Below are 16,722 nucleotides of genomic sequence, written 5' to 3' on the forward strand. Positions count from 1 at the left end.
GGATCTATCTGGTGCAACGCTATTTATCTATCCTGGTAATTTGGGCCTGCTTAAACCAATTAGGTTATGCCACTGAATTACCAGTCAATAAACCACAGGTTAAGCTTTCTCCATCTGCGGCACCGGTTCAATCCATCCCAGTACAAGCTAAACCGCAGTTTGTGGTTTACAAAACCGTGTCGGCCGATGGGGTAGCACATTTTTCTGATCAACGTCCGCGCGCAGTACCCTTTGAATTACTACGGTACGATTGCTTTGCCTGTGCCCCCGCTTCCAGTATTAATTGGCAAAATACGCCCTTATTTACACAACGTTTTTCCAAAATAATTAGTACCGTAGCGCATGAGCAGCAACTTGAGAAGGCGTTAATTAGAGCGGTTATCCATGCGGAGTCTGCCTTTAACCCTGCCGCCATTTCGGCAAAAGGTGCGGCAGGGTTAATGCAATTGATGCCAACAACGATGCAGCACTTTGCTGTACAAAATGCGCTGGAACCCGAGCAGAATATCCGGGCTGGTAGCCAGTATTTAGCCAAACTATTAGTCGACTTTAACGGCGATTTACCCTTGGCACTGGCAGCTTACAATGCCGGCCCCGGCGCAGTAAGGCGGTACAATGGCATCCCCCCTTTTCCAGAGACACAGGCTTATGTAGAGCGAGTGCAAATTTTACTTGCCCGATATGCACAAAACCCCTAAGGCTTTTGTGCCGATTTCGCAAACAAGGCGGCTTTGACGACATCTTTCCAGGAGAGCAATCCAAGCAAATGATTGTGCTTGTCAGTCACCACCAAACAGCTGATATTGTTTTCTACCAGCATAGCCGCAGCCGCTCGTAAACTAACATCTGCTTGCACCGTGATAACGGGGGAAACCATCACCTGATGAACTTTACGGGTTCGCATAAAAAGCCCGATAGCTTGATCACTAGCGGCGTCCATTACCGGACTAAGCTGTTTAAAATAATCTTTTACCGAGACAATGCCTATTACTTTGTCGGTACTGTCAACTACCGGAACGTGCTGAAAACGTGCTTGGCTAAATACCTGACGTAGTGATGCCAGATTAGCATCACCATGGGTGGTAATTAACTTCGCTCTTGATGTCATAATAGCCAGTAGCGACATAGGTCACTCCATTTTACAACTCGTTGTCCATACGATCTAAAGTCACCCCAGACAAGAAACCTGAGCCTTTAACTTCATTATTCCGTAGTTTAATGAGTAAGCGCAGATCGTTCGGCGAATCAGCATGGTGGATAGCATCAGCATAACTAATAACGTTACGCTGGTATAGATCATAGAGTGCCTGATCGAAGGTTTGCATGCCTAACTCTCTGGATTTAGTCATCACACTCTTAATTTCACCAATTTCCCCCTTGCTGATCAGATCAGCAATTAGCGGTGAATTTAACAGTACCTCAATAGCGGCAACCCGGCCGTTGCCATCAGCAGTGGGGATCAATTGTTGTGCCACTATACCGCGCAAGTTTAATGATAAATCAAACAATAACTTGTCATGCATTTCTTTCGGCACCAAATGCATAATACGGTCAATAGCCTGGTTAGCATTGTTGGCGTGCAAAGTTGCAATACAGAGATGCCCGGTTTCTGCAAAAGATAAGGCATATTCCATCGTGTCTTGCGAACGGATTTCACCGATTAAGATCACATCAGGAGCCTGACGTAGGGAGCTTTTTAATGCCGCATCGAAAGACTCAGTATCAATACCGACTTCCCGCTGGGTGATTAAACTTCGTTCATGCTGATGCACAAACTCTATCGGATCCTCGATGGTTAAAATATGTCCCTTCGCATTCTTATTACGATAGCCAATTAATGCCGCTAACGAAGTTGACTTACCGGTACCCGTTCCCCCAACAAACAATACCAGCCCGCGTTTGGACATGATAATTTCTTTTAAAATGGGCGGCAGGCCAAGATCATCGACGTTAGGTATAGTAGTGACGATACGGCGCATCACCATGCCAGCTTGATCACGCTGCCAAAATGCTGATACACGAAACCGACCTGCGTCATTTGCAATCGCAAAATTACATTCTTTGGTGGTATTAAACTCATGCTGCTGTTTATCATTCATCGCCGATAACACCAGACTAAGCGAGTCAATTTCACTTAGCGGTTTATCGTCAATCGGCAGTAATTCACCATTTACTTTTGCAGCCACCGGCATACCTGCAGTAACAAATAGATCCGATGCTTTCAGTTCAACCATTTTTTTCTGATAATCAACTAACTGCATAAAAACCTCTACATTCGCCCCATACCACCAAAGGTATTTTTGTCTTGCGCCTTGGCTGCGGCATCTTTTTGGCTAACCAAGCCACGATTAACCAAATTCACCAAACACTGATCCATTGTTTGCATGCCGTGAGCTGCTCCCGTTTGAATCACAGAATACATTTGAGCGATTTTATCTTCCCGGATCAGGTTGCGGATAGCGGGTAAACCCACCATAATTTCATGCGCAGCGATACGGCCACCACCCACTTTTTTCAAAAGCGTCTGTGAAATTACTGCCCTTAATGATTCTGAGAGCATAGAACGTACCATCGCTTTTTCCTCTCCCGGAAATACGTCAATAATCCGGTCAATGGTTTTTGGTGCTGAGGTAGTATGCAAGGTACCAAATACTAAATGGCCCGTCTCAGCCGCTGTCATCGCTAAGCGAATAGTTTCCAAATCTCGCAATTCACCTACTAGGATCACATCAGGATCTTCACGTAATGCAGATCGCAGCGCATTACTGAAACTATGCGTGTCTCTATGCACCTCACGCTGGTTTATCAGGCTAAACTTATTGCTATGCACAAATTCGATTGGATCTTCAATTGTAAGGATGTGATCAAACCGGCTACTGTTAATATAGTCAATCATCGCTGCCAAAGTGGTGCTTTTCCCCGAACCGGTCGGTCCGGTAACTAACACTAAACCACGAGGGTTTTCTGATATGGTTTTGAAAATATCCGGAGCGCCTAAATCGTCCAGTGTTAATACATCACTGGGAATGGTCCGAAATACTGCTGCTGCGCCGCGGTTTTGTACGAAAGCATTAACCCGGAATCGAGCCAGGTTTGGTACATCAAACGAAAAATCTGATTCCAGTCGCTCTTCGTATTCTTTACGCTGCTTATCCGTCATAATCTCATAGATGAGTGCGTGGACCTGTTTATGTGTTAAAGGCGGGATATTTAATTTGCGCACGTCACCGTCTACCCGAATCAGTGGCGGTACACCGGCAGAAAGATGTAAATCAGAGGCCTTATGTTCCACACTAAAGGCTAATAATTCGGTAATATCCATACTATGGAATCTCCACATTAACTACTTATGATGAATAACATAGCAGAACAACTTGCCGTCGCCTATCAGAAGCTAGCGAAAAACTGTGAGCAAAGACCCGATAGCTCAGTTGCAGTGCAATTAATCGCCGTTAGTAAAACCCAACCAAGCGCTGCAATTGAAACCGCCTATCGGGCAGGACAACGACACTTTGGTGAAAACTACCCACAGGAACTCGCAAGTAAAGCCATAACCCTAACCCATTTACCCGAATTAACCTGGCATTTTATTGGCCCCTTACAGTCCAATAAAACCAGGTTGGTGGCCGAACATGCCAACTGGGTGCATAGTATTGATCGACTAAAGATAGCCCAACGCCTCAGCGAACAGCGCCCGGCAGGACTGCCGGATTTGCAGGTACTTCTGCAAATCAACATTAGTAATGAAGCAGCTAAATCGGGCATTGCTGCAGTGGAGATGCTAGCGCTGGCTGCGGCAGTTAACGCCTTACCCCGCCTGCAATTAAAAGGCTTAATGGCTATCCCTGCCCCCGGTGAACAACAAAAGCTGGCGGAAGATTTTGCGGCTATGCAGCAATTATCAATGCAGTTACAAAAACATTATCCAAACGCTTCCGAATTATCAATGGGTATGTCTGATGATTGGCCGTTGGCTCTAAGTTACGGCGCAACTATGATAAGATTAGGAACCGCAATTTTTGGCGCAAGGAATTATGACAAACATGAATGATAACAGAGTCGCCTTTATCGGCGCCGGCAATATGGCACGCTGTGTGATTGCCGCCATGCTTAAAGCCGGTTATCCAAAAGAAAATATTATGGCAGCAAACCGCAGCCAGCCAAAACTGACCGAACTGGCGGCCGATTTTGGGATCCAAACCAGTTTAAGTAATGCTACCGCAGCTAACTGGGCAGATGTGATTGTGTTCGCGGTAAAACCGCAAATGATGCAAGACGTCTGTGCACAGTTATTGGCAGAAGCGCCTGAATGTGTGGAAAAGCTTTTAGTAACCTTGGCTGCAGGCTTACCGGTAAGCCGTTATGAAGAATGGCTCGGACAAATTCGCCTGGTGCGGGCTATGCCTAATACCCCCTCGTTAGTTGGCCTGGGAGTTACCGGACTCTACCCTAGCCGTTGCTCCAATTACGAGAAAGCTTTTGTTGATCATCTGTTCAGCGGTACAGGCATGAATGTCTGGTTAGAGGCAGAACAACAGATAAACCATGTTATTGCCGTTACCGGCAGCGCACCGGCGTACTTTTTCTATTTTATGCAGGCCATGCAACAAAAAGCCGAGCAACTGGGGTTCTCTGCTGCAGACGCTAAAGCTATGGTGGCCCAAACCGCTCTTGGCGCGGCAACAATGGCATTGCAAAGCCCGCAAAGCTTTGCAGAGCTACGTGCTCAGGTAACCTCAAAAGGCGGTACGACGCATGAAGCAGTTAGTAGCTTCCATGCTGCTGGCCTAGAAGAAATGGTAGCTACAGCAATGCAAGCAGCTATAGATCGTGCCGAAGAAATGGCAAAGCATATTTAATTGAAAACGGAGACCCGTTAATGGAAGCTATACATTTTTTAATTAATACCGCCTTTACTCTATATCTAATGGTGGTGCTATTACGCTTTTGGTTACAACTGGTAAGAGCGGATTTTTATAATCCGTTTAGTCAGTTTATCGTGAAAGTGACTAACCCTATCGTGTTGCCACTGCGCCGCATTATTCCCAGCTTGGGTAAACTTGACACCGCGACACTGGTGATCGCTTATCTGTTAGCCACGGCAAAATTTATCGTATTACAGCTGGTATTTGCCTCCTCAGTACAAATTGGTCCGAGCTTTATTCTCGGCGGGCTATTATTGATAAAAGAAGCGCTCAACCTGGTTTTTTGGGTATTACTGATCCGCGCTATTATGAGTTGGTTCAGTCAAGGCCGTAATCCAATGGAATATGTATTTCAGCAATTGACCGAGCCCTTCCTGGCACCAATTCGACGCGTACTCCCCCCGATGGGTGGTTTAGATTTATCTGTGTTGATTGCTCTTATTGCCCTGAAATTTTTAGAGATTTTATTAGGTGGCTGGTTTCGTGGTCTGTAAAGACTTACAACTTAACTAAGTGGAGTAATAATGTATGCAAAAACTTTTCGAGAAAACTGTTTTTCAACTGCCCTCTTGGGGACTGTTCATGCTATGCAGCCTGTTATTTTCTGCAGCCGCTAATGCCGAGCAAAAACAGCAGCTTGGTGACTGGGATGTCCACTATATCGCCTTTAATTCAACTTTTCTAACGCCACAGGTCGCACAAGCCGCTAACCTGAGCCGCAATAAAAACAATGCCATCATTAACATTTCGGTACTCGATAGCCAAACACAACAAGCGCAACAAGTACAAATTGGCGGCATCGCCCGCAATTTACTGGGACAACAGCGCGATTTGGTCTTTCGTGAAGTGAAAGATGGTGATGCCATTTATTATATTGCGGTAATGCCATTTCGTAATGAGGAACAGCTGAGATTTAGCCTGGATATTCGTCAGGGCACCAAGCGCCAACAACTCAACTTTGAACAGAAACTCTACACTGAATAAGGCTGTACCTATGCAAAAAGTTGTGCTTGCCACCGGTAATAAGGGCAAGGTTACTGAGCTGTCTGCCATGCTGACACCCTTTTCCCTTGAGGTTATTCCACAAACTGCACTTTGCGTAACGGACGCAGCAGAAACTGGTTTAACCTTTGTCGAGAATGCCATTTTAAAAGCACGCCATGCGGCTAAAAGCACTGGCCTACCCGCTATCGCTGACGACTCGGGCTTAGCCGTAGCAGCCTTGGCGGGCGCACCTGGCATTTATTCTGCCCGCTATGCCGGGGCTAATAGCACAGATGCAGCCAATATCGCGAAATTACTAAAAGCCCTGGCCACAGTGCCACTCAGTGCGCGTCAGGCAGCTTTTCATTGTGTTCTGGTGTATATGCGCCATGCCGAAGATCCCACGCCACTCATTTGCCATGGCAGCTGGGAAGGCGAAATTGCATTGGCAGCAAGTGGCCAAGGCGGTTTTGGCTATGATCCGGTATTTTATCTACCAGCACTGGGTAAAACAGCAGCCGAAATATCCGCGACAGAAAAACAGCAGCTCAGCCATCGTGGTCAAGCATTACGGCAATTACTGGTGCAGCTGCGCCTGCAACAAAATGGGGATCCCCTGATTTGAGCCTGCAATTACCACCGCTATCACTTTATATTCATATTCCCTGGTGCATTCAAAAATGTCCCTACTGCGACTTTAACTCTCACGCAGTTAAGCAAGGCATTCCTGAGCAGGAGTATATTGCGCATTTGCTGGCGGATTTACGGCAGGATCTACCGCTGGTCATCGGTCGACCTCTGCATAGCATTTTTATTGGCGGTGGCACGCCCAGTGTCTTTAGTGCCTCAGGTATTAAACAAATACTTGATGGAGTGAAAAATGAACTGGCTGTTAGCCCTGGCTTAGAAGTGACCATGGAAGCCAATCCTGGTACTTTTGAGGCCGAGCGCTTTGCCGGCTATGTTGCCGCTGGGGTTACCCGCTTTTCAATTGGTGTGCAAACCTTTCAGGCAGCGCAACTCTCCGCACTAGGTCGTATTCACAATGCAGCCGAAGCCATCAGCGCCGCTCAGTTAGCCGCGACCTTACCGCTTAATAGCTTTAATTTGGATCTAATGCATGGTTTACCGGGGCAAAGTGTCGCCAATGCGCTTGAAGATTTAACCAGTGCTATTGCGCTTAATCCGCCGCATTTATCCTGGTATCAACTCACTATTGAACCTAATACCGCTTTTGCATCCCGGCCGCCGGTTTTACCTGATGACGATATTCTGTGGGAAATACAGCAACAAGGGATAGCGGTGCTTAGTGCCGCGGGTTACCAGCAGTATGAAACCTCCGCCTATAGCAAGGCTGGGCACCAATGCCAACATAACCTAAACTATTGGCGCTACGGCGATTATTTAGGTATTGGCTGTGGTGCACATGGCAAAATCACCCTGCCGTCACGCAATGCCATTTTGCGCACGGTAAAAATAAAGCATCCAAAAGGCTATATGGATCTTAGCCGTGGCTATCTGGACGAAAAACAACAGGTTGAACCAGAAGATCGCCCCTTTGAATTTTTCATGAACCGGTTTCGCTTATTGGAGCCCTGCCCTGTTAGCGATTTTACTGCTTTTACCGGCTTACCGCTAAGCACTATAACTGAACCTATTACCCAAGCATTAGACAAAGAGCTACTGGTTCAACAGCCTGATAGCTGGCAAATCACGCCCAATGGCGCTCGTTATTTAAATGATTTGCTAACTCTTTTTATCTAACTGCTCGCCTGACTCTTAGAGGACATCTATATGAACAAAAAAATTCCCTCTCTGGCCTTGTTGCCACTCGCGCTCAGCGCCGCATTGATTTTAGGTTGCGGCCCGAAAACGGCGCAACCTTCGCTGATTGATCAACCACAACAGCAACAACTGGTTGATTTAAATGAACGTGCTAACCAGTTATTTGAACAGATTTTTAATGAGCGAGTGCAACGCAGTCCAATACTGCAGACGAGTCTTGGCATTAAAGACGATTATGACAAATGGCAAGATCTGAGTGATCAGGCCTTTAAGGCAGAGTTAGCCATGACACACCAGCATCTGGCGTTACTGGAAGCCATTGATAGCAAAGCGTTAGATGCCCAAACGCAATTAAGTTATCAGCTAATGCATAAGCAGCTAAGCGAAACGTTGGAAGATGCTCGCTGGCGGCTTTATAGCTACCCGGTCAATCAAATGTTTGGGGTGCATTCGCAAGTAGCCTCGGTGCTAATCAATCAGCATCGGATTAGCGATGTAAACGATGCAAAAGCCTATATTGCCCGTTTAAATGCGGTACCACTGTTATTTCGGCAACTGCAACAGCAATTAACTGCCAGGGCTGAAATTGGCGTAATAGTGCCGCAATTTGTTTTCCCGCATCTGCGTTCAGCTAGCGAGAATATTATTCAAGGCGCGCCTTTTGACGAGCAAGCAGACAGTACTTTGCTGGCCGACTTTAAAGGTAAAGTTGCCCAACTTGGATTAAGCGATGTTGAACAAAAATTACTGATTGATGAAGCGACAGTAGCGTTGCTTACCAGTGTGGGCCCAGCGTACCGGCAGTTCTTAGGTTACTTAGAACAACTGGAGCAACAAGCAGATACCGTTGATGGCGTTTGGCGTTTTCAGGATGGCGATGCGTTTTATCAACACCGTTTAACCCGGATGACCACAACCGACATGACGGCCAGCCAGATCCATCAGTTGGGACTGGATGAAGTAGCGCGTATTCACACTGAGATGCAAGCCATCATGCAGCAAGTCAGTTTTGAGGGCACGCTACAAGAATTCTTTGTATTTATGCGCGAAACACCACAATTCTACTATCCCGACACTGCTGAGGGACGAGCTGAGTATTTAACAGCAGCCACTGCTATTATTGATCATATGCGTACCCGGTTGGATGAGCTATTTTTAGTGAAACCTAAAGCCGACATGATAGTGCAGGCCGTCGAACCATTTCGCGAGCAAAGTGCCGGTAAAGCTTTTTACCAGCGGCCCTCCATGGACGGCAGTCGTCCAGGCGTGTATTACGCTAATCTATACCGAATGAGTGATATGCCAAAGTATCAGATGGAAGCTCTGGCTTACCATGAAGGGATCCCAGGCCATCATATGCAATTGGCTATTGCACAGGAGTTAGAAGGTATTCCTAAGTTTCGCCGTTTTGGCGGTGCAACAGCCTATATTGAAGGTTGGGGTTTATACTCAGAACTATTGCCCAAAGAAATTGGCTTATATGAGGATCCCTACTCCAATTTTGGCCGGCTGGCTATGGAACTATGGCGTGCCGCCCGCTTAGTCGTTGATAGTGGTTTACATGCCAAAAAATGGTCTCGTGAACAAGCCATCCAGTATTTGCTCGACAACACCCCTAATCCGGCTGGAGATGCGAGCAAAGCGATAGAGCGCTATATTGTGATGCCTGGTCAGGCAACCGCTTACACTGTGGGTATGATTAAAATATTGGAGTTACGCCAGCGAGCAAAGACAGCTTTAGGTGATAACTTTGATATTCGCGAGTTTCATCAGGTGGTATTGCAAAATGGCGCTGTACCGCTGGATATATTAGAGCAACTGGTCACCGCCTATATCAACGAGCGACAGCCGCAAGACGCGTCCTAACCGCTGACACGGCCAATCAATCACAATAACGCGATTGGCCTTTTTTAGCAGATCCCAAAAGTTGCAATTCGCATCACTGTAACTTCTTGGCACGCTGGAAAAGGCCAGGGTAATCTTTACCAATAGGTGCCGCATGATTTACATCCATTACTTTGATCCTGAGTTAACCACATGGCAACAACGTCAAGTCACGCAGTTAACTAACGAGTTACGTCTTAGTGCCCCTCTCTGGTTGGATCTATCAGAAGCGAGCAGTGACGAAGAACAGCAGGTAATGCAAATGTTAGCCATAGCGCCGACTATCGCAGAAGACTTCACCCGGCAACGTCATCCGCCAAAATTTGAAGCTCAGGCAGATTTCTCATTACTTATTTTACGAGGCTATGCTGATGCCGATTTTACTGAATTTACCCGCAGCGCTCAGGTAAACCTGTTATTTTCACGCGATATTCTTATCAGCAAAGTACTATGTCATGAGCCACAGCTTGCTGTGTTATTAAAGCCTCAACTCAGTACTGGTATCAATAACACAGTGTTAGAATGGGTAAAGCAGCTTACCTTAACGGTTTCAGGCAGTTACCTTGGGAAATTACTCAGTTTTGAAGACGAACTCAGTGAGCTGGAGGACCATATGCTGCGCAATGGCGATGACGAGTTAATGGCTTCGATGATGCGTTATCGCTCGGTATTACGAAAGGTAAATAGAAACCTGGCTTACCAAAAAGATATTTTTGCTGATGCGATGTATGAAGTACAGCACCCTCTATCGGGTCATTTCACTAACACTGACTTACGTGACTTTTATGAAAAATTTGAGCGCCTGCACTCAATGACTGATATGTACTATGATCAACTTAGTGATCTGGTGCATGGTTATATGTCTACCACGTCACATCAAATTAATGAGCGGATGAAAGTACTGACCATGGTCAGTACTATTTTTATTCCACTCACCTTCTTAGCTGGTGTTTATGGTATGAATTTTCATAATATGCCAGAGCTGAGTTTTGCTAATGGGTATTTTATTACCTTGGTGATTATGCTGTTTATCGGTTTAGGCAGTTTGGCTTGGTTTAAATTTAAGAATTGGTGGTAACAAGGACGCATTATGGTTGAAAACCAACATCTTGATCTGGAAGAAATTGTTCGTGATAGCTTTGATGAAGACGAACTTAACCAGCTATTAACCCGTTTAACGGAGCTGGAGCCTGCCGAATTAGCACTGGCTTTAGAGTCTATGCCGCTGGAACAGCGTCTAAATTGCTGGTTGGGGTTAGCACCTGAGGATCAGATTGAGGCGCTCACCCATATGCGGGTGGATGCACGAGAAAATATTTTTAAACAGCTCGACGATATCCAGTTAAAAACATTGGTTGAAGAAATGGAGGTCGACGCTTTACTGGAGCTGTTAGATGAACTGCCGCAGCGTTTATATGATTATGCCTGCTCGCGACTGGACGCCAGCCAGCGCCGCTGGCTGGAAACCGCATTAACCTATGATGAAGATCAATGTGGGCGCTATGCTGATCATGATCTCCTTATTCTAAACAAGAATGCCAGAGTAAGGGATGCGATTCGCCTGTTTCAAACGATCCCTGATGACGCCGAATATCAGGATACCTTATTTGTTATTGATCGTACCGGCCGCTATGCCGGCCAAATTCAGGCCAGTAGTTTACTCGGACGAGCCAGTCATTTACCCATTGAGGGATTTATCGACGAAGACTCTCCAGTTGTTGATGGTCAGCTCGATCTAGACCAGGGGTCAGAAATCGTTGCTCGTTCTGGCTACACCGCGCTGGCGGTAGTGGATGCGGACGGTAAACTACTGGGCCGGCTTTCTATTGGTGAAGCGCTGGAAAATGTGCGCCGGAGCCTGGAAAGCCAGTTTATGCATACCGCAGGTTTAGATGAAGAAGAAGATTTGTTCGCACCTGTGCTAATTAGTGCCAAGCGACGTGCAGTCTGGCTGGGTATTAACTTATTAACAGCTTTTCTAGCCGCCTGGACAATTGGTTTATTTGAAGCCACCTTACAGCAAGTTGTCGCTTTAGCGGTGCTGATGCCGATTGTCGCGAGTATGGGTGGGATTGCTGGGAGCCAAACACTTACGCTAATGATCAGGGGCTTAGCGTTAGAACAGATCACCGAGCAAACCTATATGACGCTGTTACGCAAAGAAATGGGGGTTGCAGCTATTAATGGTGTGCTTTGGTCAGTCGTTATTGCCGTCATCACTTACCTCTGGTTCGGAGACTGGTTGATTGGTGGCATTATTGGTTTAGCGATTGTTATTAATATTATTATTGCCGCAGTCTCTGGTGTTTATATTCCACGTTGGTTGGATAAGTTAAATATAGACCCAGCCTTGTCTGGCTCGGTGATCTTAACTACAGTAACTGATGTTGTTGGTTTTTTTGCATTCCTGGGGCTCGGTTCACTCTTTTTACTGGCATAATAGAATAATATCAGGTGGCTATTAATCCTTAGCTACCCACCTCTCAATCTGTTTTGTCTGACGTTTAATTTTACAGCAGACCGGAGCCCTTATGAAAGTAGCGATACTGTCGCGTAACGCCGAGCTTTATTCCACAAAACGTCTGGTTGATGCAGCAACCACTGCAGGTCATGAAGTCAGAGTCATCGATCCTTTGATGTGTTATATGAATATCAACCGCATTAGCTCCTCGATTCATTACAAAGGCGAAGTGCTAGAAGGTTTTGATGCAGTTATTCCCCGTATCGGCGCTTCTATCACCTTTTATGGCACAGCCGTATTACGGCAATTTGAAATGATGGGGGTATATTCTTTAAATGAATCCGTTGCCATCGGCCGTGCCCGTGACAAATTACGCTCGCTGCAGTTGTTGGCCCGTCAGGGCATTGGTTTGCCAGTTACCGGTTTTGCTGATAAACCCGGTGATATCCCAGATTTAATAGAAATGGTTGGCGGCGCCCCGCTAGTGATTAAGTTACTGGAAGGCACTCAGGGTATCGGAGTAGTGTTAGCGGAAACCCGCACCGCTGCTGAGAGCGTGATAGACGCCTTTATGGGCTTAAATGCACATATTCTGGTGCAAGAGTATATCCGTGAAGCCAATGGTGCGGATATTCGTTGCTTTGTAGTGGGTGACAAAGTCATTGCCGCCATGAAACGCCAGGCCAAGGCCGGAGAATTTCGCTCTAATTTACATCGCGGCGGTACCGCCAGCAAGGTTACCTTAACACCAGAAGAAAGGCGCACCGCTATCGCTGCTGCCAAAACCATGGGGTTAGATGTTGCAGGTGTAGACTTACTGCGCTCTAACCATGGCCCTGTTGTTATGGAAGTAAACAGCTCTCCCGGTCTGGAAGGAATTGAAAACGCTACCGGTAAAGACGTAGCTGGCCAGATTATCGCTCATCTGGAAAAACAAGTGACCAGCTATAAAAATAAACGCCAGATTAAAACTAAGGGGACAGGCTAATGATTCGCCTAAACAGCCAACAGCGGTTACCCTTCCGGCTGGGTGACAGTGAGATCCCGGCAGGCAGTCGTACCGTAGTGGATATTCCCTTCGGTAAGCTCTATACACACACCGAGCTGAATATCGGTGCTCACGTGGTACATGGCCGTCAGGACGGGCCAGTATTATTGATCACAGCCGCTTTGCACGGTGATGAAATAAATGGCGTAGAAATTTGTCGACGCTTGCTAAAAGTGCCGCGTCTAAACCGCTTACGCGGCACCCTAATAGTAGTGCCGATAGTTAATACTTATGGTTTTGTACAACAATCACGCTATTTACCTGATCGCCGTGACTTAAACCGCAGTTTCCCTGGCAGCGAGAAAGGCTCGCTAGGCAGCCGCATGGCATATCAGTTTACTAATAGCATTTTAACTAAATGCACTCATGCCATTGATTTACACACTGGTGCTATCCACCGCGCTAATCTGCCGCAAGTTCGGGCCAGCGCCAAAGATAAAGTCGCACTGCGTATGGCAGAGATCTTTAATGCCCCTATTATTATTAAAGCTGCCAGTCGTGACGGTACCATGCGAGGTACTGCCAATAATTTGGGGATCCCTATTTTGCTTTACGAAGCAGGCGAAGCACTGCGCTTTGATGAGCAATCGATTAAAATCGGTGTACGGGGTATCGTCAATGTTATGCAGGATTTAGGTATGCTAAGCCATACCAAACGTGGTGTGAAAACCCGCTCGTTATTTTCGAAGAAAAGCAGCTGGGTGCGGGCTGAGCACGATGGTATAGCACGATATTATGTCAGTTTAGGGCAGACTGTGCAGCAGGGCGATTTGTTAGCCCATATTTATTCACCTTACTCCGATTTTGAAGTAGCGATTACTGCAACTCTGGCTGGGGTAGTAATTGGTCGTAACAATCTGCCCTTAGTGAACGAAGGCGAGGCACTATTTCATATTGCCGAAGTCAGTTCACTTGAAGAGGCAGAAAAAACCTTAGATGCCATCAGCGATGAGGTAGACAATGCGATGCCAACATCGCTAACCGACGAGTATGGCGTAGTCTAAGGTGTATTTGGCGTGGTGCTACCTGCTACCGCTTAATTGCTTGCAGGTTTATCGACTACCACATCAAACTCAGCTAACAAAGGGATCCGCTGTTGTAACTTGCTCTCAATGTGATCAAGTTCACGCATACGTTGGCAAAATAACGCCGATTTAGCCTCCAACTCGACAATTTTTTCGTCCATACCTAAGGTGATCTTTTCCATCAATTGATTGACCGATTGCCAATCCTGCGCTTCGGCCCGCTCAAAATTGCTGTCTGACTGACGTAAGGCATCGCGCAAGGCGCCCCATACAGCACCGACGGTATGACGCGCTAAGGTATTTAATTGCGGTTTTAATTCACGATTTAAAAAATTATCTAATTCGTTCAGGCTTTGTGGTGCCAGATAAAAATGATCGCCAGTACGGACAAAACGCGATAGAAACTGAAAAGTGGTTTCGCGGATCAAGGCACGCCATTCGGCTTGCTGTGATTTATTACCAACACCGGCTAACATAGCTTCAATACTAGAAAGCCCCACTTCCACGCCATCTACAGCCAAACTAACAATTTCCGGTACAAACTTACGTAGTCCTTCTGAGTATAGCTGCAACAAACGCTGTTCTTCCTCGTCCAGCTCCAGCCATTCTCCTTTTACAAAAAGCTGCTGATTATGATTAATCTGCACGTAGGTACGATTATTTTGCATCACTCGAATATGCTCAGGCGAAATCAACACGCCATACCGAAATGCCATATTGCAATCAGCCTTCGCGGCTAGACTAAAAAGCAAAAAAATAATAACAAAAAGTACCGGCACTGCAGAAATCCGCTCAATAATTCTGGTTAATAGCATAGGAAAAAAAACAGAAAAACACACTGCCCGTTACCGCAAGTCCGCTTCTGCTGGTCGCATCAATCATGGTATCTGCCTAAAGCGGCAAAATAACCGGACGACCATCGGCAATTTTTACTACTGATGGTCCATACTCCCGTCGGCTACGCACAGATTCCTGAGCAAATTGTATTTCTACTGCCGAGAACAACTGCTGTGTCACTTTAACATCCAAAGTTTGCAATATCTGTTGGCGCTGAGATTCCAGCTCACGTAGCTCTGCTAAAAGCGCCATGCCAAGCTGACGCTGCTGTAAAAACTCCTGTTCGAACATCTGTAATTGGGGATCGGCAGGCTGTCCGGCAAGTAATTTTTTCTGACTGTCAATTTGCTCTTTCAGCTCGTCCATTAAGGCTTTCGCTTCAGCAACCTGAGTACGCAACAACGTTTGTTGCTCTAAAATAGGTAAAAGTAGTCGATTCAATTTGACAATGACGACACCACTAGAAGGCGATCCTAATTGCCCACAACTTAAGTTTTGTGCCAGCAGATAATGGCCACCTACCACTTTGCCATTTATTTTATCCGGTGTTCCTACCAATACCGAATGGGCATCTACGGCACAATGCATCAAGTACTTAGTTGCATGAACATGACCTTTACACTCAATAGCAGAATATTGGGCCATGTTACAGTAAACATCGCCTTGCGCTTTGATTCTTGTGCTGTACTCCTGCTCATTTCCTGCGACGATTTGATGTCCAATAATAGCGCCGCCGATATTGATGTCCCCCCCCGCTTCAATTAATAGTCCTTCTACGACGCCTTTGATAAATACATTACCGCCAGCAATAACTTTCATTCCGGCAGTCACATTCCCGGTTACCACTACCGAACCTTTAAAGATAATATGTCCAGACGTAAGATCGACCTGAGCAACGGTAAATACCTCATCAACAGTAGCGCCATTTTCAATAGCACGTGGTAAACCGTCTTGACTAGCAAGTAACAAATCATCATCGTCTACAGCAAGACCCACTCCAGTGCCCAGTTGCCATTCAATCCGAACGCCGGGTAGTGGCTCGGTTTTAACACCTGTTACGGTAAAACCAGGCTCCCCCGAAGTGGGAGGCAGACGGCGCATCAGCTTATCACCTTCAGATACCGCCGGAATAGCGCCAAAATCTCGTAGATCAGCTTTTGCATCAGAATCAACTAATGGCTGCTTGCGTCTGGAAACCATCTCAGGCAACAAGGGTTCAAAGCGGGAAGGTAAGCCATGCTTGACCTCCCGGCCAAAAGCAATATCAGCTTTTAATCGGGTTCCTGGCTCGACACGACTTGCTTCTTGCACCAAGCGAATAATATTGTCTTTATTAAAACCAAATATAATGCCAATATCTTGTGCCGCTTTGACAAGAGCATTAGCGGAGATGGGGGTTCCCCCCCAGGCGGCAGTAATAAATGCCACCGCTTTCATTTTATCTTCAGATATTTCAAAGGTAAGTTGAGCGGCACGTTTTTCAGCGATAGGATAGCGCAGTTCTTTGCTATTAGCGGCTAAAATTGCTCCTTTAACCTTTAGCTGCAGTTGCTGATACTCAGCCAAAAGATTATCAAGTTGCGCCTGAAAGAAAAAACAACGGCTGTAGCCTGCATCTTGTAAGCCTTGCTGCACCTGTTCTGCGGTCATTGCTTCAGCCGACACCGACACTGTTATAATTATAGTTTGGTCGTGTTCAGTAAATTGCATATAAAATCTCACCCACTACATCAAGTAAAAAAGGGTATATAGACCGATACTGAACCAAAAAAA

General features: G+C 46.3%; 17 protein-coding genes. 12 read left to right on the plus strand and 5 right to left on the minus strand.

The window, feature by feature from the left end:
• Nucleotides 1–11: 11 nt before the first annotated feature.
• Entirely contained in the window at nucleotides 12–698 is a 687-nt protein-coding gene (locus IE163_RS04980; RefSeq protein ID WP_229833438.1) for a lytic transglycosylase domain-containing protein, read from the plus strand.
• On the opposite strand, the gene IE163_RS04985 is transcribed toward IE163_RS04980, so the two are convergent.
• Genes IE163_RS04985 through IE163_RS04995 form a run of 3 tightly spaced genes read right to left on the minus strand, consistent with a single transcriptional unit; the run spans nucleotide 695 to nucleotide 3,322 of the window.
• Nucleotides 695–1,126, minus strand: a complete 432-nt coding sequence (locus tag IE163_RS04985) for a CBS domain-containing protein (protein ID WP_189430847.1) — start codon at nucleotides 1,124–1,126, stop codon at nucleotides 695–697. The genes IE163_RS04980 and IE163_RS04985 overlap by 4 nt on opposite strands.
• Nucleotides 1,127–1,139: 13 nt before the next feature.
• The gene (locus IE163_RS04990; RefSeq protein ID WP_189430850.1) at nucleotides 1,140–2,261 is read right to left on the minus strand and encodes a PilT/PilU family type 4a pilus ATPase; all 1,122 of its coding nucleotides are present in this window, start codon (nucleotides 2,259–2,261) and stop codon (nucleotides 1,140–1,142) included.
• 8 nt (nucleotides 2,262–2,269) lie between these two features.
• Nucleotides 2,270–3,322, minus strand: a complete 1,053-nt coding sequence (locus IE163_RS04995) for a type IV pilus twitching motility protein PilT (RefSeq protein ID WP_189430852.1) — start codon at nucleotides 3,320–3,322, stop codon at nucleotides 2,270–2,272.
• Between the two features lie 30 nt (nucleotides 3,323–3,352).
• On the opposite strand from IE163_RS04995, the gene IE163_RS05000 reads away from it, so the two are divergent.
• The 11 genes from IE163_RS05000 to IE163_RS05050 all read left to right on the plus strand — a co-directional run bounded on the left by IE163_RS05000 (nucleotide 3,353) and on the right by IE163_RS05050 (nucleotide 14,091).
• On the plus strand, nucleotides 3,353–4,051 hold the full coding sequence (locus IE163_RS05000; RefSeq protein WP_189431648.1) for a YggS family pyridoxal phosphate-dependent enzyme: 699 nt from the start codon (nucleotides 3,353–3,355) through the stop codon (nucleotides 4,049–4,051).
• Complete coding sequence (gene proC / locus IE163_RS05005) at nucleotides 4,044–4,859, plus strand: pyrroline-5-carboxylate reductase (protein WP_229833439.1); 816 nt, start codon at nucleotides 4,044–4,046, stop codon at nucleotides 4,857–4,859. Before IE163_RS05000 ends, proC begins: the two co-directional genes overlap by 8 nt.
• 20 nt (nucleotides 4,860–4,879) lie before the next feature.
• On the plus strand, nucleotides 4,880–5,419 hold the full coding sequence (locus IE163_RS05010; protein ID WP_189430858.1) for a YggT family protein: 540 nt from the start codon (nucleotides 4,880–4,882) through the stop codon (nucleotides 5,417–5,419).
• A gap of 88 nt (nucleotides 5,420–5,507) precedes the next feature.
• Nucleotides 5,508–5,909 (plus strand): DUF4426 domain-containing protein, encoded by a 402-nt coding sequence (locus tag IE163_RS05015; protein ID WP_189431649.1) that lies wholly within the window; start codon nucleotides 5,508–5,510, stop codon nucleotides 5,907–5,909.
• Between the two features lie 10 nt (nucleotides 5,910–5,919).
• Nucleotides 5,920–6,534 (plus strand): RdgB/HAM1 family non-canonical purine NTP pyrophosphatase, encoded by a 615-nt coding sequence (rdgB, locus tag IE163_RS05020; RefSeq protein WP_189430860.1) that lies wholly within the window; start codon nucleotides 5,920–5,922, stop codon nucleotides 6,532–6,534.
• Nucleotides 6,531–7,673, plus strand: coding sequence for a radical SAM family heme chaperone HemW (gene hemW / locus IE163_RS05025; RefSeq protein ID WP_189430863.1), 1,143 nt, complete (start codon nucleotides 6,531–6,533; stop codon nucleotides 7,671–7,673). The genes rdgB and hemW overlap by 4 nt, the downstream gene beginning before the upstream one ends.
• Before the next feature lie 30 nt (nucleotides 7,674–7,703).
• Nucleotides 7,704–9,560 carry a DUF885 domain-containing protein gene (locus tag IE163_RS05030; RefSeq protein ID WP_189430867.1) on the plus strand — a complete coding sequence of 619 codons (1,857 nt, stop codon included), beginning with the start codon at nucleotides 7,704–7,706 and terminating at the stop codon, nucleotides 9,558–9,560.
• Between the two features lie 133 nt (nucleotides 9,561–9,693).
• The gene (locus IE163_RS05035; RefSeq protein WP_189430868.1) at nucleotides 9,694–10,656 is read left to right on the plus strand and encodes a magnesium transporter CorA family protein; all 963 of its coding nucleotides are present in this window, start codon (nucleotides 9,694–9,696) and stop codon (nucleotides 10,654–10,656) included.
• 12 nt (nucleotides 10,657–10,668) lie between these two features.
• A complete protein-coding gene (locus IE163_RS05040; protein WP_189430871.1) occupies nucleotides 10,669–12,018 on the plus strand; it encodes a magnesium transporter in 1,350 nt (449 codons plus the stop codon).
• Between the two features lie 91 nt (nucleotides 12,019–12,109).
• Nucleotides 12,110–13,027, plus strand: a complete 918-nt coding sequence (rimK, locus tag IE163_RS05045; RefSeq protein WP_189430873.1) for a 30S ribosomal protein S6--L-glutamate ligase — start codon at nucleotides 12,110–12,112, stop codon at nucleotides 13,025–13,027.
• Complete coding sequence (locus IE163_RS05050; RefSeq protein ID WP_189430875.1) at nucleotides 13,027–14,091, plus strand: succinylglutamate desuccinylase/aspartoacylase family protein; 1,065 nt, start codon at nucleotides 13,027–13,029, stop codon at nucleotides 14,089–14,091. Before rimK ends, IE163_RS05050 begins: the two co-directional genes overlap by 1 nt.
• A 32-nt stretch (nucleotides 14,092–14,123) precedes the next feature.
• On the opposite strand, the gene IE163_RS05055 is transcribed toward IE163_RS05050, so the two are convergent.
• Nucleotides 14,124–14,828, minus strand: coding sequence for a DUF2884 family protein (locus IE163_RS05055; protein ID WP_189430876.1), 705 nt, complete (start codon nucleotides 14,826–14,828; stop codon nucleotides 14,124–14,126).
• Nucleotides 14,829–15,003: 175 nt separating this feature from the next.
• A complete protein-coding gene (locus tag IE163_RS05060) occupies nucleotides 15,004–16,599 on the minus strand; it encodes a flagellar assembly protein A (protein ID WP_229833440.1) in 1,596 nt (531 codons plus the stop codon).
• Nucleotides 16,600–16,722 lie beyond the last annotated feature (123 nt).

Source organism: Alishewanella longhuensis (assembly GCF_014653435.1).
Taxonomy (GTDB): domain Bacteria; phylum Pseudomonadota; class Gammaproteobacteria; order Enterobacterales; family Alteromonadaceae; genus Alishewanella; species Alishewanella longhuensis.